This window comes from Desulfuromonadales bacterium, assembly GCA_035620395.1.
Lineage (GTDB): Bacteria > Desulfobacterota > Desulfuromonadia > Desulfuromonadales > DASPGW01 > DASPGW01.
In genome coordinates, this window is the sequence record DASPGW010000265.1 from 1 (window position 1) to 26,687 (window position 26,687).

A 26,687-nucleotide genomic window follows, 5' to 3' on the forward strand; every position below is an offset into this window, starting at 1 on the left:
TTTCGCAACGCTTTTCCGGCCCGCTGCCGGCTGAGCCCTTCGACATCTACCGGGCGCTGCGCACCATCAATCCCTCCCCCTACATGTTCTTCCTGCGTTTCGGTGAAACGTTGGTGATTGGTGCTTCTCCAGAGGTACTGGTGCGCAAGGAGGGCGAGCTCGTCGAGGTCCGTCCCATCGCCGGCACCCGGCCGCGCGGCGCCGACACCGATGAGGATCTCCGCCTGGAGCACGACCTGCTCGCCGACCCCAAGGAGTGTGCGGAACACATCATGCTGGTCGACCTCGGGCGCAACGACTTGGGGCGCGTCTGCCGCACGGGTACGGTGGAGGTGAGCGAACTGATGGTCGTCGAGCGCTACTCGCACGTAATGCACATCGTCTCCAACGTGCGCGGGCTGCTCGAAGGCGGCCGCGATGCCTTCGACGTCTTCCGCGCCACCTTCCCGGCCGGCACTCTCTCGGGGGCGCCGAAAATCCGGGCGATGCAGATCATCGACGAACTCGAACCGGTCCGCCGCGAAATCTACGGCGGGGCGGTCGGCTACTTTTCCTTCTCGGGGAACATGGACATGGCGATCGCCATCCGTACCCTGGTCGTACAGGGAGAACGCATCTACCTGCAGGCCGGTGCCGGCATCGTCGCCGACAGCGATCCGCAGGCGGAGCACCAGGAGACCCTGAACAAGGCGATGGGAGTGCGCAAAGCGCTGGACATGGCCGCGGCGGGGCTGGATTGAATACCGTGATCCGTGTAAGCCGTGATCGGGAGTTCGTGCACCGTTCACCGTTTACGGCCCATTGAGGTTCCCATGCTATTGATGATCGACAACTACGACTCCTTCACCTACAACATCGTCCAGTACCTGCAGGAACTGGGCGAGGAGGTGCGGGTCTTCCGTAACGACGCCATCGACGTCGCCGGCATCGAGCGCCTGCAGCCGCGGCGCCTCGTCATTTCCCCCGGACCCTGCTCGCCGACCGAGGCGGGGATCTCCGTCGAGGCGATCCAGCGGCTTGCCGGCAAGCTGCCCATCCTCGGGGTGTGCCTGGGGCACCAGTCGATCGGCCATGCCTTCGGCGGCCGTGTGGTACGCGCTTCGCGCCTGATGCATGGCAAGACCAGCCCCGTGCATCACGATGGCCGGGGGCTCTTTGCCGGACTCGCCAACCCCTTCGACGCTACCCGCTACCACTCGCTGCTGGTCGAGCTGGAAAGCCTGCCGGCCTGCCTGCGGATGACCGCCTGGACCGTCGAGCAGGAGATCATGGGGATGGAGCACGTCGATCTTCCCCTCTGGGGGGTGCAGTTCCACCCCGAGTCGATCCTCACCGTCGAGGGGAAGAAGCTGCTGAAGAATTTTCTGGAGATGAGTTGAGACCCGAGGCACGAGGCAAGGGCCTGAAGGCTGGAGGCGATTGCCCTTTTGCCCTTGGCCTCGGGCCCAGGGCCTGCAACCGGAGTTTTCCATGATAAAACGTGCGATCGCGAAAGTGGTGGAACGGCAGGACCTTGCCGAGTCCGAGATGATCGAGGTCATGGATCAGATCATGGGGGGCGAGGCGACCGCCGCCCAGATCGGCGCCTTCATAACCGCCCTGCGCATGAAGGGGGAGACGGTGGCCGAGATCACCGGCGCCGCCAAGGTGATGCGCGCCCGCGCCACGCCGATCCGCGTCGGCCGGGTGCTCGACATCGACCGCGAGGATATCAATATCGACCGCGAGACGATCCTCGATACCTGCGGCACCGGCGGCAGCGGCACCAAGAGTTTCAACATCTCCACCACCGTCGCCTTCGTCGTCGCCGCCTGCGGCGTCAAGGTGGCCAAGCACGGCAACCGCAGCGTCTCCTCGGCCTGCGGCAGCGCCGATGTGCTCGAACGCCTCGGCGTCAACCTGTCGGTCACGCCGGAGACCGTCGAGCGCTGCATTGCCGATCTCGGCGTCGGTTTTCTCTTTGCGCCGGCGCTGCACGGGGCGATGAAGCATGCCATCGGTCCGCGCCGCGAGATCGGCATCCGCACCATCTTCAACATCCTCGGGCCACTGACCAACCCGGCCGGCGCCGACCGCCAGGTGCTCGGCGTCTACCGCGAGGAATTGGTGGAAACCCTGGCCCGGGTGCTGGTGCAGCTCGGCTGCCGGCGCGGCTTCGTCGTGCATGGCCGCGACGGCATGGACGAGGTGACCCTGACCGGTCCTACCCGCGTCGGCGAGATCCGGAACGGGGAGGTGATCCTCTCGACGGTGGAGCCGGAGGACTTCGGCCTGACCCGTTGCGCCCTCGCCGATCTGCAGGGGGGGGATGCCGGGCAGAATGCCGCCATCGTTCGCGCCGTGCTCGCCGGGGAGCACGGGCCGAAGCGCGACGTCGTGTTGCTCAATGCCGCCTTCGCCCTGGTCGCGGCCGGTGCGGCGGCGGATATCCCGGCCGGCCTCGCCGATGCAGCCGAGGCAATCGACAGTGGTCAGGCACGGGCGAAGCTGGAAGGGCTGGCGCGGCTGACTAACCAATAAAGTATCAGGTTTCAGGAATCCTGACACCTGAGACCTTGGACTCTGGACCCGAGACCTTTCGCATGATCCTCGACGAAATCGTTGCCCATAAACGCCACGAAGTGGCCGCCGCCAAGGCGCGCATCTCCGCAGCCGACCTGCGCGCGCGCATCGCCGACCTGGAAGAACCGACCCGCGGCTTCGCCCGGGCGCTGAAGGACAGCCGCGCTTCGGGTTGGACGACCATCATCGCCGAGGTGAAGAAGGGTTCTCCCTCGAAGGGGGTCATCCGCCCCGACTTCGACCCGGTGGCCATCGCCGAGACCTATGCGGCGGGGGGTGCCGCCTGCCTCTCGGTGCTCACCGACGAGCGTTTTTTTCTCGGTCATCTGCGCTACCTGGGGCTGATCCGCGAACTGGTGCGACTGCCGCTGCTGCGCAAGGACTTCGTCTGCGACCCCTACCAGATCGTCGAGGCACGCTGTGCCGGCGCCGACGCCATCCTGCTGATTGCCGCCATGCTCGAGCTGCCGCAGTTGCGTGACTTTGCCGCCTGTGCCAGGGAACTGGGGCTCGACGTGCTGCTCGAGGTGCACGACGAGGCGGAGTTGGAGAGTGCGCTGCAGACCGACTGCGAGCTGATCGGCATCAACAACCGCGATCTGCGCACCTTCGTCACCGACCTGGCGACGACCGAGAGGCTGCTGCCGCGGATTCCGTCGGGGCATTTCGTCATCGCCGAGAGCGGGATTCACACTCGCGCCGACATCCAACGGCTGCAGGCGGCCGGGGCGGGGGCCTTTCTCATCGGCGAGAGTCTGATGCGCGAGGCCGACATTGAGGCGAAGCTGCGCGAATTGATCGGAAATCTGTAAATCGGCCGAAGGCTAAGGGCAAAGGGCTAAAGGTTTTGAACCATGCGCCTCGAGCCTTTTGCCCTGTGCCGGATATGTCCCTTTGCCCATTGCCCGATAGGAGTTGACATGCAGACCAAGATCTTGCTGAGCGAAGACCGCATCCCGAAGCAGTGGTACAACATCATTCCGGACATGCCAGGCCCACTGGCGCCGGTGATCCATCCGGGGACGATGCAGCCGGTCACTCCGGATGACCTGCTCCCCCTCTTTCCGATGGGGCTGATCGAGCAGGAGGTTTCGCAGCAGCGCTGGATCGATATCCCCGAAGCGGTGCGTGAGATCTACCGGCTCTGGCGGCCGTCCCCGCTCTTTCGCGCCCACCGGCTGGAAAAGGCGCTCGGCACTCCGGCGAAGATCTACTACAAGTACGAAGGGGGCTCGCCGGCCGGTTCGCACAAGCCGAACAGCGCCGTTCCCCAGGCCTACTACAACAAGATCGCCGGCACCAAACGCATCGCCACCGAAACCGGCGCCGGTCAGTGGGGCTCGTCTATTTCCCTGGCCTGCCAGATGTTCGGCCTCGAGTGCACCGTCTACATGGTCAAGGTTTCTTACAACCAGAAGCCGTACCGCAAGAGCATGATGCAGCTCTGGGGGGCGGAGGTGATCCCGTCACCGTCGAACCGCACCCACGCCGGTCGCGCCATCCTGGAGAAAGATCCGGACAGCAACGGTTCGCTGGGGATCGCCATCAGCGAGGCGGTGGAGGATGCCGCCACCCGCGACGATACCCGCTACGCCCTGGGCAGCGTCCTCAACCACGTCTGCCTGCATCAGACGGTTATCGGCATCGAGGCCAGGGAACAGCTCGCCATTGCCGGGGACTATCCGGACGTTGTCATCGGCTGCCACGGCGGCGGCTCCAATTTCGCCGGCATCGGCTTCCCCTTCGTCGCCGACAAGGCCAACGGCAAGAACGTGCGCGTCCTGGCGATCGAGCCGGCGAGTTGCCCGACCCTGACCCGCGGCGTCTACGCCTTCGACTACGGCGACACCGCCAAGATGGCACCCGTCGCCAAGATGTACACCCTCGGCCACGACTTCATGCCCCCCGGTATCCATGCCGGCGGTCTGCGTTACCACGGCGCTTCGCCGCTGGTGTCGCAATTGGTCCATGCCGGCATCGTCGAGGCCAGGGCGGTCCACCAACTCGCCTGCTTCGAGGCCGCGGTCCTCTTTTCGCGCAGCGAGGGGATCATCCCGGCGCCGGAGTCGTCTCACGCCATCCGCGGCGCCATCGACGAGGCGCTGTTGGCCAAGGAGGAAGGGAAGGAGAAGACGATCCTCTTCAACCTCTCCGGCCACGGCCACGTCGACATGACAGCCTACGACGACTTCTTCGCCGGCAAGCTCACTGACTACGAGTACCCGGCCGAGGCGATCAAAGAGTCGCTGGCGCATCTGCCGAAGGTCGGGTAGGGACGGGTTTTGTGTAGGGGCGAGGCGGTGCCTCGCCCTGGGCGACCCAGCGGGTCGCCCCTACGGAAAATTTATGGTCAAGGTCAAGATCTGCGGCATTACCAAGGTCGACGACGCCCTGCACGCCTGCGCGTGCGGGGCGAACGCGCTGGGGTTCGTCTTCTACGACAGGAGCCCGCGTTGCCTTACTCCCGAGGCGGCACGACAGATCATCGCCGAGTTGCCCCCCTTCGTCACTGCCGTCGGCCTGTTTGTCAACGAGAAGCCGGAGCTCATCCGGCAGATCGCTGATTTCTGCAGCCTGGATGTCCTCCAGTTGCACGGCGACGAGGGACCGGCAGCCTGCGATTTTGCGCCGCGGCGCGTGGTCAAGGCGCTGCGGGTGAAGGAGGCGGCGAGCCTGGATGGCCATGCGGCCTATGCCGTGTCGGCCCTGCTTCTCGACGCCTGGGTGGCCGGGGCCTACGGCGGCACCGGCGAGCGCTTCAACTGGGAACTGGCGGCGGCCGTCGCCCGGCAGCGGCCGGTGATCCTTGCCGGCGGTCTCCGTGCGGAGAACGTCGCCGCGGCGGTGCGCACCGTGCGCCCCTACGGCGTCGACGTCTCCAGCGGGGTCGAGGTTTCGCCGGGCAAGAAAGACCCGGAGAAAGTCGCGGCGTTCATTCGAAATGCAAAAGGATTGATATGATGTCGGGGCGGACGGCGTCCGCCCAAGGCGCATGCCTTGCGCCCCCACCAGAGGAAGCAATAATGTACAACTATCCCGACGCAAGAGGCCATTTCGGCCAGTTCGGTGGCCGCTACGTAGCCGAGACGCTGATGCCGGCGCTGCTTGAGCTGGAAGCGGCCTACCGGGCGGCGCAGGCCGACCCCGCCTTTCAGGCCGAGGTCAACTACTATCTCAAGGACTACGTCGGCCGGCCGAGCCCTCTCTACTTCGCCCGGCGCCTGACCGAATACCTCGGCGGGGCGAAGATCTACCTCAAGCGCGAGGACCTGAACCATACCGGCGCGCACAAGGTCAACAACACCGTCGGCCAGGTGCTGCTGGCGCGGCGCATGGGGAAGAAGAAGGTCATCGCCGAAACCGGCGCCGGCCAGCACGGAGTGGCGACCGCCACCGTGGCGGCGCTTTTTGGCCTGGAGTGCGAGGTCTTCATGGGGACCGAGGACATCCGCCGGCAGTCGCTCAACGTCTTCCGCATGAAGCTGCTCGGGGCGAAGGTGCACGGCGTCACCAGCGGCACCGCCACCCTCAAGGACGCCATGAACGAGGCGCTGCGCCACTGGGTCACCCATGTGCGCGACACCTTTTACGTCATCGGCACGGTGGCCGGCCCGCACCCCTACCCGGAGCTGGTGCGCGACTTCCAGGCGGTGATCGGCCGCGAAACCCGCGAGCAGATCCTGGCCGCCGAGGGACGCCTGCCCGACGCGGCGGTCGCCTGCATCGGCGGCGGCTCCAACGCCATGGGGATGTTCTACCCCTTCATCGAGGACGCGGGGGTGCGGCTGATCGGGGTCGAAGCGGCCGGCCTCGGGGTCGAGACCGGCAAGCACGCCGCCTCGATCGGCGCCGGGCAGGTCGGAGTGCTGCACGGTAACAAGACCTTCCTGCTGCAGGATGCGCAGGGGCAGATCGAGCACGCCCACTCGATCTCCGCCGGCCTCGACTATCCCGGCGTCGGCCCGGAACACGCTCACCTGCATGCGATCGGCCGGGCCGAGTACGTGTCGATCACCGATACCGAGGCGCTGGCGGGCTTCCAGGCCCTGACCCGAATGGAAGGGATCATCCCGGCCCTGGAGAGCGCCCATGCCGTCGCCCATGTCATGAAACTCGCCCCGACCCTGCCGAAGGAGGCGCTCCTCACCGTCTGCCTCTCCGGCCGGGGCGACAAGGACATCCATACCGTCGCCGAGGCGATGGGGGTGGAACTTTAACGTCAGGCGCGAGGCACCAGGTACGGGGCAATAGGTAGAATCAGAACCTGTTAGCCTCGTGCCTTTGGCCTTTTGCCTGTTTCCCAAAGGAAAACCATGAAATTCACCGAGCTCGACCTGCCTGAGGAGGTTCTGAAGGGGATTGCCCAGGTGGGATTCACCGATCTGACCCCGGTGCAGGAAGAGTCAATCCCGTACGCCCTTGCCGGCAAGGACGTCGCCGCCCAGGCGCAGACCGGTACCGGCAAGACCGCCGCCTTCCTGATTGCCCTCTTTACCCGCCTGCTGCGCAGCGGCAAGCCGACCGGCCGCAACCCGCGCGCCCTGGTCATGGCCCCAACCCGCGAACTGGTGGTGCAGATCTGCGAGGACGCCAAGGGCCTGGGGGCCTTCTGCCCGCTCAGGGTGCAGCCGATCTTCGGTGGTCTCGACTACGAGAAACAGCGCCAGGCCTTGCGCGACGGCGTTGACATCATCGTCGCCACCCCGGGGCGGCTCATCGATTACGCCAAGCAGCGGGTCTTCTCTTTCGAGCAGATCGAGGCGGTGGTGATCGACGAGGCCGACCGCATGTTCGACATGGGGTTCATCAAGGACCTGCGCTACATCCTGCGCAAACTGCCCACCTTCGAGCATCGGCAGACCATGCTCTTCTCGGCCACCCTGTCGCCGCGGGTGATGGAGCTCGCCTACGAGTTTATGGACCTAGCCGAGCGGGTGCGGATCGAGCCGGAACAGGTGACCGCCGAGAAGGTGGAGCAGATTCTCTACCACGCCGGCCGCCGGGAGAAGTTCCCCCTGCTGCTCGGGCTGCTGAAAAAGGAGGAGGCCGCCGACCGGGTGTTGATTTTCGTCAACACCAAGAAGGAGGCCGAGTACCTCACCGAACGTCTGCAGGACAACGACCTCAAGGCTGCCGTCATTTCCGGCGACATCCCGCAGAACAAGCGGATGCGCCTGCTCAAGGAGTTCAAGGAGGGGCGGCTGACTTTTCTCGTCGCCACCGACGTTGCCTCCCGCGGGCTCCATATCGACGGGGTCTCGCACGTGATCAACTACGACCTGCCGCAGGATGCCGCCGACTACGTCCACCGCATCGGCCGCACTGCCCGGGCCGGGGCCTTCGGCAAGGCGATCAGCTTCGCCGACGAGGACCTGGTCTTCCACCTCCCCGAGATCGAGGAGTACATCGGCCGTAAAATCCCCAGCGCCTTCCCCGAGGAGGACGATTTCTGCCGCGACTACAAGCGCAGCGCCCCGCGCAAGAAGGCCCCCGTGCCGGAACGAAGAGGGCCCGAGGGGAAGCGGTCCCGCACGCGCCGGCCCCCGCGGCACAAGGGCGGGCCGAAGCCGGGATGAACGTTTCTCTGGAGAGTTGCGGGAAATATCGAATGCCGACAATGTCAGCCATTCTGCCTCCTTTGGCCGGGGTGGCCTTCGTCGCACCTGCGGCGGCCTTAGCAGCAGTCGACTCCCATTCAGGCGCTGACGATGCTCGGCAGTGATCTTCCCGGTCTGATCGGCTGCCGCCGCTGTCCGCGCCTGGTCGATTATATCGCCGCCCTGCCGCCCCGCCGGGGACTGGGCCGCAGCGACTACTGGAACGCACCGGTGCCGGGCTTCGGCGACGCCGAGGCGCGGGTCGCCCTGGTCGGCCTGGCTCCAGGCGCCCATGGCGCCAATCGAACCGGTCGCCCGTTTACCGGTGACGGTGCCGGTGATTTCATGTATCCGCTGCTGCACCGGGCGGGCTTTGCCAGCCACGGCGAAGCAATGGCGGCTGACGACGGCCTGCGGCTGCACGACCTCTACATCAGCAACGCCGTCAAATGTGTTCCTCCCGACAACAAGCCGACGCCTGCCGAGTTCGCCTGCTGCCGCCCCTTCCTGGCCGAAGAGCTGGCCAGCCTGCCGCGGCTGCGGGTGATCGTCGCCCTCGGTCAGGGCGCTTTCACCAGCACCCTGCGTCATTTCCAGACGGAAGGGACGGTCGGGCGCCTGGCCGACTACCCCTTCGCCCATGGCGCTGTCTTCCGTCCGGGAAACGGTCCCTGGCTGGTCGCCAGCTACCACACCAGCCGTTACAACATCCAGACCCGACGCCTGACGGAGGCGATGTTCCTGGACCTGCTGGCAAAGGTGAAGCGGCTGGCGGCGGGAGAAAACGGTTGAAAAGGGGGAGTCGTTCGACTAAACTGGCAGAATTTCCGAGGGGCAAGAGGTAGTAAGACCATGGGACGCATCGAAGCGGCATTTGCCCGCCTGCGCCAGCAGGGGGAGACGGCCCTGATTCCATTCATCACCGCCGGCGACCCGGACCTCGGGCGGACCGAGGAACTGATTCATGTCCTCGTCGAGGCCGGCGCCGACATCATCGAACTCGGATTTCCCTTCTCCGATCCGATGGCCGACGGGCCGGTCATCCAGGCGGCGTCCGAGCGGGCGCTGGCGGCCGGGGCCACGCTGCCGGCCATTCTGGAGTTGGTCGCCAGGGTGCGCCGGCATACCAATGTCCCCATCGTTCTGATGGGGTATTACAATCCGATCTTTCACTATGGTCCGACCCGCTTCGCCCGGGACGCCGCCGCCGCCGGCGTCGACGGCTTGCTGCTGGTCGATCTGCCGCCGGAGGAAGCCGACGAAATCCACGGCGACCTGCGGGCGGCCGGTGTGCGGCTGATTACCCTGCTTGCCCCGACCACCCCTCAGCAACGGATGGCCCGGTTGGCTGCGGCGGGTGAGGGTTTTCTCTATTATGTCTCGATGACCGGCGTCACCGGGACACACGCGGTGGATGCCGGTGCCATCGAGACAGCGGTGCGCTCGCTCAGGGCGCAAAGCCCGGTGCCGGTCGCCGTCGGCTTCGGCATCTCTTCTGCCGCCGATGCCGCCGCCGTCGGCTCCTTCGCCGATGCGGTGGTGGTGGGCAGCGCTCTGGTGAAGGTGATCGCCGCCTACGGTTCCTCGCCCGAACTGCCGGCCCAGGCCGGGGCGTTCATCCGCGCCCTCAAGCAGAGCCTGCGGCGTCGGGCGGCCTGACCGGGACCCGGGTTGCAGCTCTGCGTTTTACCCTCCCTTTGACGCCGCCGGCCCGGAGGCGGCGGGAACTGACCAACCTCGGTCGGGGTGCAGTTCCGGTAAGGATTTTCACATCAAGCCCCAGTTTCGCGCGGCAATCGTTGCGGGACTGAATGCCCGGGACACCGGCCGTCGGCAGCCTCTGCACAGGGGGACAACTTACCCCCTGACGGCCGTTCCCGAGAGAAGACGAGGTAAACTTATGGCCTGGTTCAACAAAACAAAAGCGCCCATCGCGCCGGTCGAAACCAAGAAGGTGCAGATGCCCGAGGGGATCTGGACCAAGTGCAAGAACTGCAACGAAATCATTTACACCAAGGAGATCGAGCGCAACCTCAACGTCTGCCCCAAGTGCGACTATCATTTCCGCATCAGCGCCCGCGAGCGCATCATCCTGATTCTCGATGAGAGTTCCTTCGTCGAGAGGGACGCTGCGATGCAGTCGGTCGACTTCCTCGATTTCAAGGATTCGAAGAAGTATAAAGATCGTATCAAGGCGGCGGTCAAGAAAAGCGGCGGCGATGCCGTGGTCTGTGGTGACGGGACCATCGAGGGCTTGCCGGTGTCGGTGGCGGTGTTCGATTTCGGCTTCATGGGCGGCAGCATGGGTTCGGTCGTCGGGGAGAAGATCACCCGGGCGATCGAAAGGGGGCTCGCCGAGCGCAAGCCGGTCATCGTTTTCTCTTCCTCCGGCGGCGCCCGCATGCAGGAGAGCATCCTTTCGCTGATGCAGATGGCCAAGACCAGCGCTGCTCTGGCCAAGCTCAAGGCCGCCGGCCTCCCCTTCATTTCCGTTCTTACCGACCCGACTACCGGCGGAGTCACTGCCAGTTTCGCCATGCTGGGGGATATCAACATGGCCGAGCCCCGGGCGCTCATCGGTTTCGCCGGTCCGCGGGTGATCGAGCAGACGATCCGGCAGAAGCTGCCGGCGGGGTTCCAGCGCTCGGAATACCTGCTGGAACACGGCATGGTCGACATGATCGTCCGCCGCCAGGAGATGAAGGAACGGTTGGCCCAGATCCTGCGCATTTTCACCAACGTCCAAGCCTGATCGCGTGGGCTACCGGGAGAGCCTCGACTATCTCTACGGCCTCCAGCGCTTCGGCATCAAGCTCGGGCTGGAGAACATCCGGGCGCTGCTGACCCGGCTCGGACATCCCGAGCGGGACTTCGGTATTCTGCATGTCGGCGGCAGCAACGGCAAGGGGTCGGTCGCCGCCACTCTGGCCGAGATCCTGATTCGGGCGGGCTACCGCGTAGGCCTCTACACCTCGCCGCATCTGCACTCTTTCACCGAACGCATCCGGGTCAACGGAAAAGCGATTGCCGAAGACGAGGTGTCGCGACTTGTCGCCGAAATCCGCTCGGTGGCGGATGGCGTGCCCGCGACCTTCTTCGAATTTACGACCGCTCTGGCACTGCTTCATTTCCGTCGCCGCCAGGTGGATTTCGTCGTTCTGGAGGTCGGCATGGGGGGACGTCTGGACGCCACCAACGCCGTGACTCCCCGTCTGAGCGTCATTACCCCGATCTGCCGCGACCACGCCGAGCACCTTGGCGGGACGCTTGCGGCCATTGCCGCGGAAAAGGGGGGGATCATCAAGCCGGGGGTGCCGCTGGTCCTCGGCCGGCAGGAACCCGAGGCGCTTGAAGTGCTGTTGATGCGGGCGCGGCAGCTGGCGGCGCCCGTTCTGCTCTGCGGCCGGGATTTCGCGCCGCTGCCGGCCGCCGGGGGATTCTCCTATCGCGGGCCGGGATTGGAACTGGCGGATTTGCAGCCCGGTCTGGCCGGCATCCACCAGCACGACAACCTCTCCGTGGCGCTGGCTGCCGCCAGCCTGTTGCGCGGGCAGGGGGTAGCCCTGCCGGAGGCGGCACTGCGCGCGGGAGTGGCGCAGGTGCGCTGGCCGGGGCGGCTCGAGTGGTGGGAGGGGCGGCGACAGGTGCTGCTCGACGGCGCCCACAACGAGGGGGGGGCGAAGGTGCTGGCCGCCTATCTCGCCACCCTGGGGGCGGACGGAATCCGCTGGGTGGTCGCTCTCAAGGGGGACAAGCGGCCGGACGATATTCTCGGGCCGCTGCTGCCGCTGGTCACCGCTCTCTATTGCACCGTGCCGGCGGCAGAGTCGGCGGTCCCCCCCGAGGAGCTGCGGAGGCGGGGCGAGGCTGCCGGCCTGGCCGGCAGCGTGCATGCGACGCCGGCGGCCGCAGTGGCTGCGGCGCTTACCGACCGCCGCGGCGGCGAAATTGTATTGGTGGCGGGCTCCCTGTTTCTGGTGGCCGCCGCCCGTGAATATCTGCTGAACCAGGAGTCGGACCGGTCGTGAATTTTGTTGCCCCGCTTTGCCGGTGGATGCCGGCACTGGTTTCCTTTGCGCTCCTGCTGCTGCCGCTGCACACGGCCCTGGCGCTCGATGCCGCACCCGAAGCGGCCGATGCTGCGCCGGTATCGATCGAAGCCGATACCCTGTCGTACGACAAGGCGGCGGCCACCTACCAGGCGGTCGGGCAGGTGCATCTGCAGAAGGGGGAACTGAGCCTGAACGCCGACCAGGTCGAGTGGAACACTGAAACCGGCGACGCCATTGCTCGCGGCGAGGTCAGGGTGGTCGAGCCAAGCGGTGAGATGTCTGCTGCGGAGATGCGTTTCAATCTCGATTCCGGCCGTGGCCATCTGCGCGAGGCGCGGATTTTTCTCAAGGAGCATAACTTTCATCTTGCCGGCGACGAAATCGAAAAGTTCGATGAGCTGAGATATCGGCTAACCGGTGGGACCTTTACCACCTGTGACGGCGAAAAGCCTTCCTGGAAATTCGCGGCGAATCGCCTGGATGTCACTGTCGGCCGTTACGCCCGGGCCAGACACGTCCTCTTCTATATCCGCGACATTCCCGTCCTTTACATCCCCTACATCATCTACCCGGTCAAAACCGAGCGGGAGTCCGGCATGCTCATGCCGCGTTTCGGTATTTCCCGCAAACGCGGGACCCAGCTCTCCCTGGCGTACTACCAGGTCCTCGGCCGGAACATGGATGCCACCGTTTATCTTGACTACTTTTCCGACCTGGGGGTGGGCAAGGGGGTTGAATACCGCTATATCCTGGGGGAGGACAACGACGGGCTGGCCAAGTTCTACCACGTCAGTGGTCTGAAGGATGCCGACAACCGCTACGCCATCGACTGGCAGCACATGGGGACCTTGCCCGGTCGGGTGCGTCTGACGGCAGACGTCGAGTATGTCAGCAGCCGTGACTACTTCGAGGATTTCGGCGAGGTAGCCGAGGAGTACACCCGGGACAAGGCCCAGTCGGTGGTCGCCGCCAGCCGTAATTGGGAGAAAATCAACCTGACGGGGCAGCTCAAGTACACCAAGGATCTGCAGCAGAGCAACGACCAGACCCTGCAACGCCTGCCCGAGATTGACCTGACCGCCGTTCGTCAGCGCCTGGCCGAATCCCCATTTTATCTCGGCGTTAACGGCACCTCTACCTATTTCTGGCGGAAGGAGGGGGTGAAAGGTGAGCGTCTCACCCTGCGCCCGGCCCTCTCCGCCTTTTTCCATCCGGGGCAGATTCTGGAGATATCTCCCGAGGTGGGGTTTCTGGAGCGTCTTTACTGGACCTCCGACGAGGGGCCCGGTTTCGAGAAGGAAGGCCTGTACGATTTCTCCACCCGCATCTCCACGCGCTTCTCCCGCGTGTTCTCCACGAACGGCAGGCTGATCAAGAAGGTTCGTCACAGCGTAGAACCGGAAGTCATCTACAGTTATATCCCCCCCGAGAACCAGGCGCATCTGCCCCAGTTCGATGCCAGGGATAACATCGGGCCGCGGAACATGATCGCCTATGCCCTCACCAATCGCTTCACTGCCAAGCTGGAACCGGAAAATGGCGAGGTCAACTATCATGAGTTTCTCTACCTGCGCCTCTCCCAGGAGTATGACATCCGCGAGTCCCGTCGCGACCAGCTCAATCCCCAGGATCAACTGCGTCCCTTCTCCGATATCCGCGCCGAACTCATTGCCCGGCCCACCCGCTGGAGCTTTCTGGATGTCGATGCGCGCTACGATGTGAACTCGGCCGAAGACGGCTTAAGCAACCGGTTCCTGGTCTTCAACGCCCGTGGCGGGGTCCAGGATGGTGCCGGCAACGCCCTCCACCTCGATTACCGCTTCCGGCAGGAGGATATCGAATATGTCGCCGCCAATCTCGACCTGGCATGGCTCAAACCGTTCTATGTCAATTACCAGCACCGCTACGACTTTGCCGGCGACAGAGATCTGGAGAAGGTACTGAACCTCGAATATCGGGCGCAGTGCTGGAGCCTCTTCCTGACCTTGCGGGATCGACTGGAAGATCGGGAGTACCTGATCACCTTTTCCCTCACCGGACTTGGCAAGGTGGCCGGCTTCGGCGGCGACTTCGGCCGGCCAACGGAATGACCGGCCGAACTGCCCGACAGCGAAAAGAAGTTGACGTCCGGCGTCCACTGTGCTAATTGGCTTCATGTGCATTTAAATTGAAAAGTATTTGATCGTTGGTGCTGTTTCCGCTGTTTCAGGATCCCCGGACCGCGCGCTGTCAATTCAAGATGAAAGGGGGGATGGAGGGGGAAGTCACGCGGGCCGGGAGTAACCACCAACCTGTACCATTAACCGGAGGGGAACATGAAGAAAGTTTTTGGAATCGTACTGATGCTTTTTTGCCTGGCGGCAGTCGCACCTGCCGTCCGGGCGACGGCGGCCGAGCCTACCCGGGTCGCCGCGGCCGAGGTGGCCAAGGTCAACATCAACACGGCCACGGCCAAGGAGCTCCTGGGTTTGCCCGGAGTCGGCCAGGTAACCGCCGATCGGATCGTTGCCTACAGGACCGAGAAGGGCAAGTTCCGCTCCCCCGATGACCTGCTCAAGGTCAAAGGGGTCGGCAAGAAATCCCTCGAGAAAATCCGGGGATTGATCAGCATCGAATAATTAGCGTTGCAGACGCGCCCGCCGGCTTTCGCCGGCGGGCGCAACTTCAACGAGACGGAGTAGCTGTTCGTCGGCACCTTGCCGAAGCCAATGCAGAAAGTCCCATGACTCAAGCCGAAACGGATCCTCCAAAACATTTGCCGCGCCGGCCGCCGATCGTGCCGGTGCTGCTGGCCCTGCTGCTGCTTGGTTTCGCGCTCTTCGGCGACCGGGGCATTCTGCGGGCAGTGCAGGCCGGCCGGCAGAAGGCCGCCTTGCAGGAGGAGGTCAGGCAGCTTGAAGCAGCCAATGCCGAACTGCGCCAGGAAATCGAGTCCCTTCGCAACGACCGCCGTTATCTCGAGGCGATTGCCCGCAAGGAGTTGGGGATGGTGAAGGACGACGAACTGGTCTATCAGTTCCGTTCGGTGCAGAAGACCACCAGAACTGCGGGTCTGGACAGGCCCCCCGGCGAAAAGGAAGGCGCCCCCCCGCCGGGGAACTGACGCCGGCTGTGCGTGTAGCTTCCGCCCTCTCACATCCCATCCGCGTCCAATCGGCCGCCCCGACCCATTCTGCCAGGAAAGACTGAATCGACATGAAAGAGCAACTGCGACAGCAGATCAGGGGAGCGCTGCAGGCGTGCTACGCCGCCGGTTCACTCCATGGCGGACTATTCCCCGAATTTGCCCTCGAAGTCCCTGCCCATGCCGAGCATGGTGATTTTGCCGCCAACGTGGCGATGCTCCTGGCTCGGGATGAAAAAAAGCCGCCGCGCAAAATCGCCGAGGCGATTGTCGCGGCACTTGGCGCCGGCAATGGACTCTGGAGACGGGTGGAAATCGCCGGTCCCGGCTTTATCAATTTTTTTCTCACCAACCGCTGCTGGTACGGCGTCCTGGACGAAGTGGTGCGGCAAGGGCGGGACTATGGCCGCAGCCGGGTCGGGCAGGGGCAGCCGGTTCAGGTCGAATTCGTCAGCGCCAATCCCACGGGGCCCCTGCACATCGGCCACGGCCGCGGCGCCGCGGTCGGCGACACCCTCTGTCGGCTGCTTGCCGCTACCGGTTGGGCGGTTACCCGCGAGTTCTACTACAATGATGCCGGCGCCCAGATCTCCAATCTGGCCCTGTCGGTCCAGTCGCGTTGCCTCGGCATCGAACCGGACGACCCGCGCTGGCCGGCTGATGGCTACCAGGGGGAGTATATCCGGGACGTCGCCTGCAGTTACCTGGCCGGCGAGACGGTGGCGGCGGGCGACCAGCAGGTCACCGCTGCCGGCGACCCGCACGACCTGGATGCCATCCGCCGCTTTGCCGTCGCCTGGCTGCGCCGGGAGCAAGACCAGGACCTGACGGCCTTCGACGTCCAATTCGACGTCTACTCCCTCGAGTCGAGCCTGTACGCCGATGGGCGTGTCGAGGAGGTGGTCAGGCGGCTCACGGAAAACGGGCATACGTACGAGCAGGACGGCGCGCTCTGGCTGCGTACCACCGCCTTCGGTGACGACAAGGATCGGGTGATGCGCAAGGCAGACGGCAGCTACACCTATTTCGTCCCCGATGTCGCCTATCACCTGGACAAGTGGGAGCGGGGCTTTGGCCGCGTCATCAACGAGCAGGGGGCTGACCATCACAGCACCATCACCCGGGTGCGGGCCGGTCTGCAGGCTCTGAACGCAGGGATTCCAGGGGGGTGGCCAGAGTACGTGCTGCACCAGATGGTGACGGTCCTGCGCGGCGGCGAGGAGGTCAAGATCTCCAAACGCGCCGGCAGTTACGTTACCCTGCGGGATCTCATCGACGAGGTCGGCCGCGATGCCACCCGTTTCTTTTTCCTCATGCGCCGGACCGACTCCCAACTCGTGTTCGACCTCGATTTGGCCAAGCAGCAGACCGCCGACAATCCGGTCTTTTATGTCCAGTACGCCCATGCCCGTGTCTGCAGCGTCAGCCGCAACGCCGCCGAGCAGGGAATACCCCTGCCTGGTCTGGGAGAGGTCGACTTCGACCGGCTGATTCTCGATGAGGAACTGGCCCTGGCCAAGCTGCTGGCCCGTTACCCCGAAACCGTGGAAAGCGCCGCCCTTCACCTCGAGCCGCACCGTGTCGTTTTCTACCTGCAGGAACTGGCGGCCCTTTTCCACAGCTACTACAATCGGCAGCGGGTATTGACAGAGGATGTCGAGGCCAGTCGCGCTCGTCTCTATCTGGTCAATTGTGTCCGCGCCGTGCTGGAAAACGCACTGCTGCTTCTGGGTGTCTCGGCTCCGGAGCAGATGTAGCAGGGAGGCTCCGCCATGGTTCGTCAGTTCGCTACGCGCAGCCAGCGTCGACTGGAGAAAAAGCAGGCTGTCATCCTGCTGGCGCTGGTGCTGGTCGTCTCCATGGTCAGCTTCACGCTCGGGGTGCTGGTGGGGCGCGGCAGCGCCAAGCCCGTCGTTGCCGTGGCCCCACCCCAGGCGGTGCGCATGCCGGTGGCAGAGGCCGTGCCGCCGCCGGCCGCGGCTGCACCGGCGGCCGGCGAGCGGCCGGCCGATAGCCTGACCTTCTACGACTCGCTGCCCAAGGGGGGACAGGCGCCTCTCGGCAGCGGCATCAACCTGCGGCCGGCCAGCGAGACGGCTCCGCTGGCAACCGTCCCGGCCGCCGAGCCGGCCAAGCCGGCTGCAGTGTCCTCTGCAACAGCGGTGGCGACTTCCATGCCGACGAAGGCGGATGTCCCGGCGCCATCGCCGGCGAAGGCCACCGCACCCGTGGCGAAGGCTGCCGCACCTGCGGCGAAGCCCACCGCACCCGTGGCGAAGCCCACCGCACCCGTGGCGAAGGCCACCGCACCGGCTGCCGCCGGTGGCTACCTGGTGCAGGCGGCGGCTTTTCGCCGTAGCGAAGACGCCAGGGGGCTGCAGGCGAAGCTTGCCCGGAAGGGATACTCGGTTTTCACCGAGGAGGCGAACCTGGGGGCGAAGGGGGTCTGGTACCGGGTTTACGTCGGTCCCTTTGCCACCGCCGGCGCCGCCGATTCTGTCGTATCCCGCCTCAAAACCGAAGAAAGGCTGACGGCCCTGGTCCGCAAGCGCTGAGGCAACCCACCCCGGCTGCCGCTGCCGCTGTCGGGCCTGACCGGTAAAATATTTTCTTGACTTTGTTTTCGGATACCGGTAAATTCCGTTCTCCGTGACGCGGGGTGGAGCAGTCTGGTAGCTCGTCGGGCTCATAACCCGAAGGTCGAAGGTTCAAATCCTTCCCCCGCAACCAAAGCCGATATCTTCCCTAGCCGGGAGGTTTTTTGCAAGCTTCGGCGGTGTAGCTCAGTTGGTTAGAGCATGCGGCTCATATCCGCAGTGTCCGGAGTTCGAATCTCTGCACCGCCACCATTCCCCAGCGAAGCCCTCTCCGGAACCCGGAGAGGGCTTTGTCTTTCTCCCGTCAGGGTTCCGAAAAGGGATTGGCCATGCTGACCGCCTTCGCCCGCATTCTTCGTGAGCAGCACCTCCTTTCCCCCGGCGACCGGGTGCTGGTTGCGGTCTCCGGCGGGGCGGACTCGGTCGCTCTGCTGCATCTGCTGCACGCCCTGGCGCCGAGCTTCCCCCTGACCGTTCTGGCTGCCCACCTCGATCATGGCATGCGGCCGGAAAGTCCGCAGGATGCCGAATTCGTCCGTGGACTGTGTGCCGGGCTGGGCGTCGTTCTGATCGAAGGGCGTGTCGAGGTTCCCGTGCTGGCGGCGCAGCGGCGCCGTGGGCTGGAGGAGACGGCCAGGGAGGCCCGCCGACAGTTTCTCTGCGAGACGGCCGCCCGGCAAGGGTGCACGGCGATCGCCCTCGGCCATCACCGGGACGACCAGGCGGAAACCGTCCTTTTCCGGCTGCTGCGCGGCAGCGCCCTCACCGGGTTAGCCGCCATGCGCCCCCGGAGTACTCTTTTCATCCGGCCCCTGCTCTCCTTCTCCAGGGAGCAAATCCTTGAGTTTCTCGCAGCGCAACAGCTGCCGTTCGTCGAGGATGCCAGCAATTCCGATGTCACCTTCACCCGCAACCGGATACGCCATCAGGTTCTCCCTCTGCTGCGCGACTTCAATCCCCGGATCGAGGAGCACCTTGCCCGCCTCAGCCACCGGCTCGCCCTTGAAGAGGACTACTGGGAGAGGGAGGAGCGGCGGTTGTTGTTGGAACTTGGCCAAGTGGGTGAATCCGAGGTCCGGTTCGAGCGGAGCGGGCTGCTCGCTCTGCATCCAGCCATGCGCCTGCGACTGCTGCGGCGGGCACTGTTGAGCGTGCGCGGCGACTTGCAGGGGGTGGCCGCCTGCCACCTCGAGGGGGTCGACGGCCTCCTTTCGGCCGAACGCCCGCAGGCGGAGCTGCATCTGCCGGGAGCCTGGGCGGGACGCCGCTACGAACAGCTCTGGCTGCGCCGGATGGCGCCCAAGGAGTGCCCCTCCTGCCTTTTTACGATCGATGGTCCGGGGAACTACCCGCTCCCCGGCGGTGGAGAGTTGCAGGTCGTCCTGGTGCCATCGTCACTCGGGGAGGACCGCCGGGCGGTAGAATTCGATGCCGACCGGGTGCGGTTTCCGCTGACTCTCCGTTCGCCGCGTCCCGGTGACCGGTTTCGCCCGGCGGGCCTGGACGGCAGCAAGAAACTGAAAGACTTTCTGATCGATGCCAAAGTGCCGCGAGAACAGCGCCGCCGTCTGCTGCTGGTGGTGGCGGCTGAAATCCTCTGGGTGGTCGGCATGCGTCGCTGCGCCGGTCGGCAGCCTGCGCAGCCAGGAGGGAGGGTGCTGCGGCTGGTCGCGCAGCTGCCGGAATCCCCGACTATTCAGTTGTGAAATCAGAGGGTTTGTGGTAGATTTCCGAAGCGCCTCAGTGCCTCTCCGCCCGTCTGGCGGGAGGTTGTCTGGCGGAGAACAAACCTTTAGGGGGTACAGTGAATCAGTTTTATAAAAATCTTGCGCTCTGGCTGGTCATCTCCCTGGTGATGATCCTGCTCTTCAACATGATGACCCACAAGGACCGCGAGCAAAAGCCGATTACCTATACGGCGTTTCTCGCTGCCGTCGAAGAAGGGCAAGTCCAGGACGTGACCGTCCAGGGCGAAAATATCGAAGGAAAATACAAGGACGGCACATTGTTCAAGACCTTCGCTCCCGACGACCCCGGGTTGATTGCCGAGTTGCGGCAGAAAGGGGTCATCATCGAGGCCAAACCCGCAGAGGACCGCAGCTTCTGGTTTACGCTGATGGTTTCCTGGGGGCCGATTCTGCTGCTGATCGGCGTCTGGATCTTCTTCATGCGGCAGATGCAGTCGGGTGGCGGCAAGGCGATGAGCTTCGGCAAGAGCCGGGCCAAGTTGCTGACCGATACCCAGGCGCAGGTTACCTTCAAGGACGTGGCCGGCATCGACGAGGCCAAGGAGGAACTCGAGGAGATCGTCTCCTTCCTCAAGGATCCGAAGAAATTCTCCCGGCTCGGCGGGCGCATCCCGAAGGGCGTGCTGCTGGTCGGCTCTCCCGGCACCGGCAAGACTCTCCTCGCCCGGGCCATCGCCGGCGAGGCCGGAGTCCCCTTCTTCTCCATCTCCGGTTCCGATTTCGTCGAGATGTTCGTCGGCGTCGGCGCCAGCCGCGTGCGTGACCTCTTCGTCCAGGGGAAAAAGAATGCCCCCTGCATCATTTTCATCGATGAAATCGACGCCGTCGGCCGCCACCGCGGTGCCGGTCTAGGCGGCGGCCACGACGAGCGGGAGCAGACTCTCAACCAGTTGCTGGTCGAGATGGACGGTTTCGAGTCGAACGAAGGGGTGATCCTGATCGCCGCCACCAACCGGCCCGACGTCCTCGACCCGGCGCTGCTGCGCCCGGGTCGTTTCGACCGCCAGGTCGTCGTCCCCCGGCCCGACATCAAGGGACGGCTGAAGATCCTCACCGTCCATGCCCGCAAGGTTCCCCTCTCGCCGGATGTCAACATGGAAGTGCTGGCCAAGGGAACGCCGGGATTTTCCGGCGCCGACCTGGCCAACCTGATCAATGAGGCGGCCCTCCTCGCCGCCCGCGGTAACAAGAACCAGGTCGACATGCATGATCTGGAGGCGGCCAAGGACAAGGTGATGATGGGCGCTGAGCGGCGCTCCATGGTCATCACCGAGGAAGAAAAGAAGGTCACCGCCTATCACGAGGCGGGGCATGCCCTGGTGGGTCTCTTCATCCCCGGTGCCGACCCGGTGCACAAGGTCTCCATCATTCCCCGCGGCCGGGCCATGGGAGTGACCATGTATCTCCCCGAGGAGGAAAAGTACAACGAGACGCGCGAAGGGTTGCATACCCGCATCTGCACCCTGCTCGGCGGCCGGGTGGCCGAGGAAATCGTCTTCACCACCATCACCAGCGGTGCCAGCAACGACCTCGAACGGGCCACCGCCATCGCCCGCAAGATGGTTTGCGAATGGGGGATGAGCGAAAAGCTCGGACCCTTGACCTTCGGCGAGAAGGAAGGAGAGATTTTCCTCGGCCGCGATATGGGGCACATGAAGAACTACAGCGAGGCGACGGCGGTGGAGATCGACGGTGAAATTCGCCGCATCGTCCAGCAGAATTACGAACGGACCCGCGACATCCTTCAGCAGCAGCGCGCCGCCCTGGTTCTGGTGGCCGAAGCGTTGCTCGAGCGGGAAAATCTCGACGGCGCCGAGATCCGGCGGATGGTGTTCGGCGAATCGACTGCGGCGGCGCCCCGGAGTGGCGAAACGGTCGCCCCCGGTGCCGGCCCATGCGTTGAAGAGGCGCTGCACCAGGCGGAATGATGGTGTCAGCTCCGCGGCTGCTCTGGCTGGAATCAGAAGAAGAGCTTTGCCGGGAATTTCAGGGGATCGGTATCGAGCCGGCCGAGGCGGTTCATTTCGCCGCTGCTGCGGAGCGGCGACTGGTCCGTCTTGCCGGTGTCCCCGCCCGGCTTGCCGCACAGCTCCGGCAGGAGATGCGCGCCCTCGGCGGCGAGGCGGTGGCCCCCACCGGTACCTCTTCCGCAACCGACGTCATCCTTGTCGGTTCTCCGCAGACTCTGGCTCTGCTCTGTGAACGTCTGGCCGGGATGCCAGGCCAGTCGGCCGAACTGGCCGATGCACTGTCCGCTCTGCTGCGGAACCTCGCACGGCCGCCACGTTTTCTGGCCGGACGCAGTTGCCGGTTACCGCTTGCGCGGCCGCTCATCATGGGAATCCTCAATGTAACCCCCGATTCCTTCTCCGACGGTGGCCGCTTCTGTTCCGTGGAGAGCGCCCTACGCCGTGGGCTGGAGCTGGCCGCCGAGGGGGCCGATCTCATCGATGTCGGCGGCGAAAGCACACGGCCCGGAGCGACCCCCGTAAGTGCGCAGGAGGAGATCGACCGGGTGGTCCCGGTAATTGAGGCGCTGCGCCGGGAGGTGGCGCTCCCTCTGTCGGTCGACACCAGCAAGGCAGCGGTCGCCTCGGCTTCCGTAGCTGCTGGTGCCGAATTCATCAACGATATCAGTGGCCTGCGCTTCGACCCAGAGATGGCCGCGACGGCCGCAGCTACCGGCGCCGGTCTTTTTCTGATGCATACCCGCGGGCGTCCCGATCAAATGCAGGCGGAAACGCACTATGCCGACCTGCTCGGCGAGGTCGTCGATTACCTGCAGCAGGGGCTGATGCAGGCTGCCGCCGCCGGCGTCCCGACGGAGAAACTGGCGGTCGACCCCGGCATCGGCTTCGGCAAGAGTGCCGAGGGGAACCTTGAATTGCTTCGCCGCCTGCCGGAACTGCAGAGCCTGGGGCGCCCCGTGTTGCTCGGTACCTCGCGCAAGAGCTTCATCGGCCGAGTCATCGGTCGGACCGAGCCGGAGCAACGCCTTGCGGGGACTCTGGCTACTGTCGCCCTGGGTGTGGCGCGCGGAGCGCAGATCTTCCGGGTGCATGACGTGCGCCCGGCTCGGGATGCGGCACTGATGGCCTGGACCGTCTGCCGGAAGGATGTGCCGGGCCTCTACTGACCCTTTTCTTTTCCAAGCCGGTGCCGATATGGGCGAGATGCTCGACATGTTCAAAAACTTCAGGTGGCTTCTCGACCTGCTCGACATCTGCCTCGTTGCCTTCATCATCTACCGGATCATCCTGCTCATCAAGGGAACCCGCGCCGTCCAGATGCTGCTCGGCCTGGCGGTCCTGCTCATTCTCTATGTCGCTTCCCAGCTCGGGGGGCTCTACACCCTGCACTGGCTCCTCGACAATTTCCTTTCCTCGATCATTCTGGTCATCGTCGTCCTGTTCCAGAACGATATCCGCCGGGCGCTGATCCATGTCGGCCGCAATCCGTTCTTCGCCGATCTCTCCTACCAGGAAGAGACCGAGGTCATGGACGAGCTGGTAAAGGCCTGCGTCAACATGGCCAGCAAGCGCATCGGCGCCCTGATCGTCATCGAGCGGGAGACCGGCCTCAAGGATTTCCTTGAAGTCGGCGTCGAGATCGACGCCAAGGTCTCCTCGGACCTCATCACCTCCATCTTTCTGCCCTATTCGCCGATCCATGACGGCGCCCTGGTGATTCAGCAGGGGCGGCTCAAACGGGCCGGCTGCTTCCTGCCCCTGTCGCAGAATCCTGACATCAGCAAGTCCCTCGGTACCCGGCACCGCGCGGCCATCGGGCTGACCGAACTGGTTGATGCGGTTGCCATCGTCGTCTCCGAAGAGACCGGCAAGATTTCGGTTGTTATCGGCGGGCGCATCACCCGTGATCTCGATTCGACTTCGTTGAAGCGGGTGCTCAAACGTCTGTTCGAACCGCGCACCGTGAAGAAAAAGAAGAAATAGCCATGCTGGGTTCACTGTCCGACAACTGGGTTCTGAAGCTGCTCTCCCTGGCGTTTGCTCTGGTTCTGTGGTTTTTTGTCATGGGGGAGCGCAAGCTGGAGGTCGGTTATACCGTTCCGCTGGAGCTGAAGAATGTCCCGGAGGGGATGATGGTTGCCAACGAGGTGCCGAGCCTGATCGACGTGCGCCTGAGTGGACCGCGTACCCTGCTGATGAATCTCAGCCCCAAGGATATCAGCATCTCGGTCGATCTGGTCGATCTCAAGCCGGGCCTGACCTCCTTCAAACGCCTGGAAGAGCGATTGAACATTCCCAGTGGCGTCAAGGTCACCCGCCTCTCTCCCTCTTTCATTGATGTCAAGCTGGAGCGGATAAGGGAGAAGGTGGTGCCGCTCAGGGTCGTCTTCACCGGTATTCCGGCCGAGGGATTTCAACTGGGCGCCGTCCGTCTCAAACCGGACCAGGTGACCGTGCAAGGGGCGGAGAGCGAGATCAAGGATATCGCCGAAGTGACCACCGATCCGGTGGAGGTCGAGGGGGCGAAGGAGAGTTTCACCCTGATGGTGCCGATCAGTTACCGGGGCAAGTACACCTGGCTGAACGATAGCGAAGCCGTCGAAGTGCGGGTGAGTGTCGAACCGCTGCCGCCGGCCGGCGAGAAAAAAAACGGGAGAAGTCGCTAAATGGAGAAGAAACTGTTCGGGACCGACGGGGTCCGCGGGGTGGCCAATATCTATCCCATGACCACCGAGATGGCCATGCAGCTCGGTCGCGCCGCGGCCTATGTGTTCAAGGACGGCAACCGTCGGCACCGCATCGTCATCGGCAAGGATACCCGTCTGTCGGGCTACATGATCGAGAATGCCCTGGCGGCAGGCATCTGCTCCATGGGAGTGGACGTGCTGCAGGTCGGGCCGTTGCCGACGCCGGGGATTGCCTTCATCACCGCCTCGATGCGGGCCGATGCCGGGGTGGTCATCTCAGCCTCGCACAACGCCTACCAGGACAACGGCATCAAGTTCTTCTCCCGGGACGGCTTCAAGCTTCCCGACGAGCTGGAACTGCGGATCGAGGAGTTGATTTTCTCCAAGAAAATAGATTCGCTGCGTCCCACCGCCGCGGAGGTCGGCAAGGCCTTCCGCATCGACGACGCCCGCGGTCGCTACATCGTCTTTCTCAAAAATTCCTTCCCTCGGGATCTCGATCTCAGCGGCCTGAAGATCGTTCTCGACTGCGCCAACGGGGCGGCCTACAAGGCGGCGCCAGCAGTGCTCGAGGAACTTGGCGCCGAGGTCGTCGCGCTGGGGGTCTCTCCCAACGGCACCAACATCAACGCCGGTTGCGGTTCCCTCCATCCGGAGGTCATGTCCGAGGCGGTGAAAGAGCACCGCGCTCACCTGGGAATGGCCCTGGACGGCGATGCCGACCGGGTGATCTTCGTCGACGAGTTCGGCAACGAGGTGGACGGCGACCACATCATGGCGATCTGTGCCACGCACCTGCTCAAGCAGAACAAGCTGGCCAAAAAGACGCTGGTGGCTACCGTGATGAGCAACATGGGGCTCGATATCGCGCTGAAACAGGCGGGCGGCAAGGTGGTCAAGACCGCCGTTGGTGACCGCTACGTGGTAGAGGAGATGCTGCGCGGCGGCTTCAACCTCGGTGGCGAACAGTCGGGACACATGATCTTTCTTGACCACAATACCACTGGCGACGGCATGATCTCTGCCCTGCAGGTGCTGGCGATCATGCAACGCACCGGCAGGCGGCTTTCGGAACTGGCTCGGGTGATGATCGCCCTGCCGCAGGTGCTGCTCAATGTGCGGGTGGCCGAGCGTCGGAATCTGACCGAATGCCCCGGCGTGCAGAAAGCCATCGCCGCCGCCGAGCAGTTGCTCGGGGAAACCGGCCGGGTCCTGATCCGCTACTCCGGAACCGAGCCGCTGCTGCGCATCATGCTCGAAGGTCAGGACAAGTACCGGATCACCGAATTGGCCCAAGGTATCGCGACGGCCATTGAAAAAGAGCTCGGCGGCAGGAAGGAGAACAAGTAACCGTGGCCAGACTCGGAGTCAACGTCGATCATGTCGCCACCGTCCGTCAGGCCCGGCGGACGGTAGAGCCCGATCCCGTCACCGCGGCGGCCCTGGCCGAACTGGCCGGCGCCGACGGCATTACCGTCCACCTGCGCGAGGACCGGCGTCACATCCAGGACCGGGACGTGGAGGTCCTGCGCCGTACGGTCAAATCCAGACTCAATCTGGAGATGGCGGCCACCGAGGAGATGGTTGGAATTGCCCTGAAGCTCCGCCCCGACAGCGTTACCCTGGTGCCGGAGAAGCGAGCCGAGCTGACCACCGAAGGGGGGCTCGATGTCATGCAGCAGCGTCAGGCGCTGCTGAAGCCGGTCGAACTGCTGCGACAGGCGGGAATCATCGTCAGCCTCTTCATCGATCCCGATCTGGAACAGATCAAGGCCGCGCACCGGCTCGGCGCCGAGGTGATCGAAATCCATACCGGCAACTATTGCGACGCGGTCAGTTCCGAGGTGCGCCGCAACGAACTGGCGAGGATCGAGGCTGCCGTGCGCGGGGGACGCAAGCTTGGCCTGGGGATAAGCGCCGGCCACGGCCTCGACTATCGTAATGTCGGCGCCGTCGTCGCCCTGGGCGGTATCGAGGAATATAATATCGGCCACAGTATCGTCTCCCGGGCCGTTCTCGTCGGGATGGAACAGGCGGTGCGGGAGATGGTGGCACTGGTCCGGGGGCGTTAGGGTGGCGCCGGCTGCCGGTCTGGGCGTCGACCTGGCCCGCGTGGATCGCTTCCGCCGGTTGCTGACGGCAGAAAAGGCGGCAGTCATCGACCGGCTGTTCACTGCCGGCGAAAAAGCCTACGCTCTGGCTAAAAAGGATCCGGCACCACACCTTGCGGCCCGCTTCGCCGCCAAGGAAGCGTTCCTCAAGGCGCTCGGACTTGGCCTGCGCCAGGGAATCAGCTGGCAGCAGATGGAAGTGACGCGCGACGAACTCGGCAAGCCGTCATTGCAGCTCA

The 26,687-nt window shown here is 64.5% G+C and carries 25 protein-coding genes and 2 tRNA genes; all 27 read left to right on the forward strand.

All coding sequences use genetic code 11. The annotated features are described in order from the left end of the window. Positions 1-740: anthranilate synthase component I family protein (locus tag VD811_14530; GenBank protein ID HXV22200.1), on the forward strand; the 740-nt coding region annotated here is incomplete at its 5' end. Between the two features lie 72 nt (positions 741-812). Beyond that, positions 813-1,379 (forward strand): aminodeoxychorismate/anthranilate synthase component II, encoded by a 567-nt coding sequence (locus VD811_14535; GenBank protein HXV22201.1) that lies wholly within the window; start codon positions 813-815, stop codon positions 1,377-1,379. A 91-nt stretch (positions 1,380-1,470) separates the two neighbouring features. Then, the gene (trpD, locus tag VD811_14540) at positions 1,471-2,520 is read left to right on the forward strand and encodes an anthranilate phosphoribosyltransferase (protein HXV22202.1); all 1,050 of its coding nucleotides are present in this window, start codon (positions 1,471-1,473) and stop codon (positions 2,518-2,520) included. 62 nt (positions 2,521-2,582) lie between these two features. Further along, positions 2,583-3,374 carry an indole-3-glycerol phosphate synthase TrpC gene (trpC, locus tag VD811_14545; GenBank protein HXV22203.1) on the forward strand — a complete coding sequence of 264 codons (792 nt, stop codon included), beginning with the start codon at positions 2,583-2,585 and terminating at the stop codon, positions 3,372-3,374. A gap of 108 nt (positions 3,375-3,482) precedes the next feature. Further along, positions 3,483-4,835, forward strand: a complete 1,353-nt coding sequence (locus VD811_14550; protein HXV22204.1) for a TrpB-like pyridoxal phosphate-dependent enzyme — start codon at positions 3,483-3,485, stop codon at positions 4,833-4,835. Positions 4,836-4,908: 73 nt separating this feature from the next. Next, positions 4,909-5,523, forward strand: a complete 615-nt coding sequence (locus tag VD811_14555; GenBank protein ID HXV22205.1) for a phosphoribosylanthranilate isomerase — start codon at positions 4,909-4,911, stop codon at positions 5,521-5,523. Between the two features lie 62 nt (positions 5,524-5,585). Continuing rightward, positions 5,586-6,779, forward strand: coding sequence for a tryptophan synthase subunit beta (trpB, locus tag VD811_14560; GenBank protein ID HXV22206.1), 1,194 nt, complete (start codon positions 5,586-5,588; stop codon positions 6,777-6,779). A gap of 96 nt (positions 6,780-6,875) precedes the next feature. After that, positions 6,876-8,138, forward strand: a complete 1,263-nt coding sequence (locus VD811_14565) for a DEAD/DEAH box helicase (protein ID HXV22207.1) — start codon at positions 6,876-6,878, stop codon at positions 8,136-8,138. Between the two features lie 132 nt (positions 8,139-8,270). Then, on the forward strand, positions 8,271-8,951 hold the full coding sequence (locus tag VD811_14570) for a uracil-DNA glycosylase (protein ID HXV22208.1): 681 nt from the start codon (positions 8,271-8,273) through the stop codon (positions 8,949-8,951). A gap of 60 nt (positions 8,952-9,011) precedes the next feature. Next, a complete protein-coding gene (trpA, locus tag VD811_14575) occupies positions 9,012-9,818 on the forward strand; it encodes a tryptophan synthase subunit alpha (GenBank protein HXV22209.1) in 807 nt (268 codons plus the stop codon). 241 nt (positions 9,819-10,059) lie between these two features. Then, entirely contained in the window at positions 10,060-10,911 is an 852-nt protein-coding gene (gene accD, locus VD811_14580; GenBank protein HXV22210.1) for an acetyl-CoA carboxylase, carboxyltransferase subunit beta, read from the forward strand. A 4-nt stretch (positions 10,912-10,915) separates the two neighbouring features. After that, the gene (locus VD811_14585; protein ID HXV22211.1) at positions 10,916-12,187 is read left to right on the forward strand and encodes a folylpolyglutamate synthase/dihydrofolate synthase family protein; all 1,272 of its coding nucleotides are present in this window, start codon (positions 10,916-10,918) and stop codon (positions 12,185-12,187) included. Beyond that, on the forward strand, positions 12,184-14,301 hold the full coding sequence (gene lptD / locus VD811_14590; GenBank protein HXV22212.1) for an LPS assembly protein LptD: 2,118 nt from the start codon (positions 12,184-12,186) through the stop codon (positions 14,299-14,301). Before VD811_14585 ends, lptD begins: the two co-directional genes overlap by 4 nt. Before the next feature lie 225 nt (positions 14,302-14,526). Continuing rightward, positions 14,527-14,829, forward strand: a complete 303-nt coding sequence (locus tag VD811_14595; protein ID HXV22213.1) for a helix-hairpin-helix domain-containing protein — start codon at positions 14,527-14,529, stop codon at positions 14,827-14,829. Positions 14,830-14,933: 104 nt separating this feature from the next. Then, the gene (locus VD811_14600; protein ID HXV22214.1) at positions 14,934-15,314 is read left to right on the forward strand and encodes a septum formation initiator family protein; all 381 of its coding nucleotides are present in this window, start codon (positions 14,934-14,936) and stop codon (positions 15,312-15,314) included. Positions 15,315-15,406: 92 nt separating this feature from the next. After that, a complete protein-coding gene (gene argS / locus VD811_14605) occupies positions 15,407-17,092 on the forward strand; it encodes an arginine--tRNA ligase (protein HXV22215.1) in 1,686 nt (561 codons plus the stop codon). 15 nt (positions 17,093-17,107) lie between these two features. Continuing rightward, a complete protein-coding gene (locus tag VD811_14610; protein ID HXV22216.1) occupies positions 17,108-17,890 on the forward strand; it encodes an SPOR domain-containing protein in 783 nt (260 codons plus the stop codon). Between the two features lie 98 nt (positions 17,891-17,988). Then, positions 17,989-18,065, forward strand: a tRNA-Met gene (locus VD811_14615). Positions 18,066-18,107: 42 nt separating this feature from the next. Beyond that, positions 18,108-18,184: transfer RNA gene (locus VD811_14620), tRNA-Met, on the forward strand. Positions 18,185-18,222: 38 nt separating this feature from the next. After that, entirely contained in the window at positions 18,223-19,638 is a 1,416-nt protein-coding gene (gene tilS / locus VD811_14625) for a tRNA lysidine(34) synthetase TilS (protein ID HXV22217.1), read from the forward strand. Positions 19,639-19,736: 98 nt separating this feature from the next. Next, positions 19,737-21,608: an ATP-dependent zinc metalloprotease FtsH gene (gene ftsH, locus VD811_14630; protein HXV22218.1), complete on the forward strand. Its 1,872-nt coding sequence runs from the start codon at positions 19,737-19,739 to the stop codon at positions 21,606-21,608. After that, complete coding sequence (folP, locus tag VD811_14635; protein HXV22219.1) at positions 21,608-22,816, forward strand: dihydropteroate synthase; 1,209 nt, start codon at positions 21,608-21,610, stop codon at positions 22,814-22,816. The genes ftsH and folP overlap by 1 nt, the downstream gene beginning before the upstream one ends. Before the next feature lie 28 nt (positions 22,817-22,844). Further along, the gene (gene cdaA, locus VD811_14640; protein ID HXV22220.1) at positions 22,845-23,633 is read left to right on the forward strand and encodes a diadenylate cyclase CdaA; all 789 of its coding nucleotides are present in this window, start codon (positions 22,845-22,847) and stop codon (positions 23,631-23,633) included. A 2-nt stretch (positions 23,634-23,635) separates the two neighbouring features. Next, positions 23,636-24,316 carry a CdaR family protein gene (locus VD811_14645; GenBank protein ID HXV22221.1) on the forward strand — a complete coding sequence of 227 codons (681 nt, stop codon included), beginning with the start codon at positions 23,636-23,638 and terminating at the stop codon, positions 24,314-24,316. After that, positions 24,317-25,687: a phosphoglucosamine mutase gene (glmM, locus tag VD811_14650; protein ID HXV22222.1), complete on the forward strand. Its 1,371-nt coding sequence runs from the start codon at positions 24,317-24,319 to the stop codon at positions 25,685-25,687. 2 nt (positions 25,688-25,689) lie between these two features. Beyond that, positions 25,690-26,409 (forward strand): pyridoxine 5'-phosphate synthase, encoded by a 720-nt coding sequence (locus VD811_14655; GenBank protein HXV22223.1) that lies wholly within the window; start codon positions 25,690-25,692, stop codon positions 26,407-26,409. A gap of 1 nt (position 26,410) precedes the next feature. Next, positions 26,411-26,687 (forward strand): holo-ACP synthase (gene acpS, locus VD811_14660; GenBank protein HXV22224.1); only part of this gene is annotated, 277 nt, incomplete at its 3' end.